3 protein-coding genes are annotated in these 3,175 nt (G+C 33.3%); 1 reads left to right on the top strand and 2 read right to left on the bottom strand.

What is annotated here, in order from left to right; translation table 11 throughout:
- Nucleotides 1-1,118 (top strand): IS91 family transposase (locus tag AABM47_RS01415; protein WP_338409137.1); only part of this gene is annotated, 1,118 nt, incomplete at its 5' end.
- Between the two features lie 220 nt (nt 1,119-1,338).
- On the opposite strand, the gene AABM47_RS01410 is transcribed toward AABM47_RS01415, so the two are convergent.
- Nucleotides 1,339-2,292, bottom strand: coding sequence for a Fic family protein (locus AABM47_RS01410; protein WP_338409136.1), 954 nt, complete (start codon nt 2,290-2,292; stop codon nt 1,339-1,341).
- Nucleotides 2,293-2,501: 209 nt separating this feature from the next.
- Nucleotides 2,502-3,173, bottom strand: coding sequence for an SIMPL domain-containing protein (locus AABM47_RS01405; RefSeq protein WP_338409135.1), 672 nt, complete (start codon nt 3,171-3,173; stop codon nt 2,502-2,504).
- Between the last annotated feature and the right edge of the window lie 2 nt (nt 3,174-3,175).

The following is a 3,175-nucleotide window of genomic DNA, read 5'->3' as shown; positions in this document are numbered from 1 at the left end:
AGCCCGAAGTAGCCGATGTGGTCAGAAAACTGGGGAAAAGAATAGAAACTATAGGATTAAACACTTGGCAATTACGCACCTTATCAGCTATAAAACGATGTAGAACGGCAGAATTGGGTGGGCATATAGATGCTTGTGATGAATGTGGAAAACTGACTATAAGTTATAACTCCTGTAGGAATCGACATTGTCCCAAGTGTCAGGGGAATAAACGAGAAGATTGGATTCAGGCTCGAATGACTGAACTTTTGCCTGTGCCATACTTCCATGTAGTTTTTACCTTGCCAGCTAGTATTAATTCTTTGGCCATACATCAGCCCAAAATAGTGTACGATACTTTGTTTGAGGCGACTTGGGAAACGCTACAACAATTTGGCAAAAGCAAGGAAGTACAAATGGGAATGATAGCTGTTTTGCACACTTGGGGGCAGCAATTGAGCTTGCATCCGCACTTGCACTGCATTGTACCTGGAGGGGGAGTAGGCAAAGACGGACAATGGAAAAACATAAGAAATGATGGTAAATTTCTATTTCCAGTAAAGGCTTTATCGAAAGTTTTTAGAGCGAAGTTTTGCGAGAAACTCAAAGTAAAAGAGCCTATAAAATACGAGCAAATACGACAAGATTTATGGAGGAAACCTTGGGTGGTTTTTGCCAAGAAACCATTTGGAAACACAAAGTCTGTGGTGGAATATTTGGGAAGATACACCCATAAAATAGCCATAAGCAACCACAGAATAAAAAGCATCGATACTCAAAATGTGACTTTTGATTATAAGGATTATCGGGTGGCGGGAGCAAAGAAGCAAATGACACTCACACACGAAGAGTTTATCAGACGGTTTTCCTTGCATATATTACCCAAACGCTTTGTAAAAATCCGTCATTATGGTTTTTTGAGTAGCACTTGGAAACGTAAAAAGCTAAAGCTTTTACAAGAAAAACTAAAGGTAAAAGTATTAGATAAAGTAGAGAAAAAGCCTTTTTTACCCAAATGTCCCTGTTGTAAAACAGGGAATTTACATCGGATATTGGTTTTTGACCAGCGTGGTCCGCCTGCTTGGTATCTTGGCAATAGCCAAAACTCTCCCGATACGTATCGGCACTGTGAAAGTTAATTTTACGGGTAAGTGACTTATGCTCAAAAGTGACCGAAAACACTCAAAAACGAAGCAGAAACTACTCCAAAAAAAAGAGGACCATAAATCCTCTTGATATTCTCTCTAATTTTTTTACGATAAGTGCATAGGTTGCGGAAGTGGAAACGGTTCCGTTCAACCGGAGTTTCATTGTTGGTGCTTCGCACGCAACGAAACTCTAGCTGTTGGCAACAGTAATTTATTTTATAATATATTTTGTTGTGTTTAAATTTCCAATACTTTCAAATAGTTGTAATTCAATTCCTTTTTTCAAATCTCTACTTGCAGTTGCTGATGACAAATCTTTAAACGTATTCATATAATCTTTTCGAGTAAATTCTTTTACTCCAAGTTTCAAGAAGTATTCTAATCTATCAATATCTTTTAAAATTCGATTGTTGTAACTAAGTAAACTTTCCAAAGATTTGTTTATTACATCAAGCATATATTCAATGAAGAATGTTGATTTTCCAGCTTTATCACTAAGTGAAAGAGATTTGTAATATTCATCTTGTGTCTGGCTAATCAAAGTTTCAAAAGGTAGAAATTCAAATACTGAATATTCGTTCATTAGTATCAAAGTTTGCCATAATCTTCCCATTCTTCCATTGCCATCTAAAAAAGGGTGAATGAATTCCATTTCATAATGAAAGACGCAACTTTTTATTAATGTCAATTCATTATCATCCTTTAAATATTCAAACAAATCTTTCATAAGAAAAGGAACATTTTCAAATGGAGGAGCAACATGCTCAACTTTATTTCCTTTAACTATTCCAACTCCTTTAGTTCTATATTTTCCAGCACTTTCAATTAATCCATTCATCAATACAAGATGAGCTTTTAAGAAGCTTTTATCTGAATAGTATTTATATTCATTGAGTTTTTCGTAAACTTTGATTGCATTTAAAACTTCTAAAACATCTTTTTCAGGACCGATAACCCTTTTGTTTTCTATTAATGCTGTAATCTGTTCTTCAGTTAATGTATTACCTTCAATCTGTAAAGATGAATGAATTGTTTTGATTCTATTCTGTTTTCGTAATTGTGGAGATTGTTTACTCAGATAATTAGCATTTACTTCTCCAAGCTTTTCAGAAATAGAAGTAATTAATTTTAAAATTTTCGGAGTAATGTCATAAGGTGGGTTCATTGATAATATCATTTGATAGTATCAAAAGTAGTTTTTTAAAACTGAACGTCCAAATATTATTGTTGCTAACGTTTTGCAGCTTGGCGATGTGGCGGATTAAGGAAGCCTAAACTTTCGGTTAAAGACCAAACTTTAAAAGTACAAAACCAACTTTAAATTAAGCCTAAAACCCGCCATTTTTGCAAACTGATGTTGGGCGATCGTATTTTTTATTCAAGTTTAAATTTCACGTTAACAATGCTTTCAATTTTAATTTTTTGAAATTCAATATCAATTGGTTTATATTCTTGTTTGCTTTTTCTGCCATATCCTACAACCACAACTTCTTGTAAACTTGCACCATCGTCAAAACCTCTCACGTTTGTTAAATCAGAAATGAATATAGCATTACCAACTTTTTGTTTTAAGGGTTTAGTCATATATTCTGCTTGAATTTTTGCTTTTGCAATTGCATTTGATTTTAGTATCAGTTTTATTTTTTCATATTCTGTATTTTCGGTTTTTGCTACACGAATATTTGAAATTTCAATTGTTTCAAGTTCAGAAATTACGCTTCCAGCAATTTTTGCATTTTCAACAACTAAATTGTATGATTTTGATTTCATAACATCAGTTTCTTTGATGAAGTATTTTTTGAAATTACTAGCTAAATCGTTCAAACTTAAATTTTGGTTTGTATTAATTCCCAAACCTTTTAATTTCTGCTCCATTAAATTTTCCAACTCTTCAACAGAATATTTGTCTTTTGTATCTTTTTCGGAAATTATAATGTTCAGATGAATTCTATTTGGCAATACCAAAGTATCGGCAATTGCAGAAGTCTCGATGTAAGGTAAATCAATGAAGTTTTTCGTTTGCGAAAAACTTTTCGCTGAAATAATAA

The sequence above is a fragment of the uncultured Flavobacterium sp. genome, assembly GCF_963925415.1.
GTDB lineage: Bacteria > Bacteroidota > Bacteroidia > Flavobacteriales > Flavobacteriaceae > Flavobacterium.
Note: the sequence above shows the minus strand (reverse complement) of the source record. Positions and strands in the feature narration are given on the sequence as shown.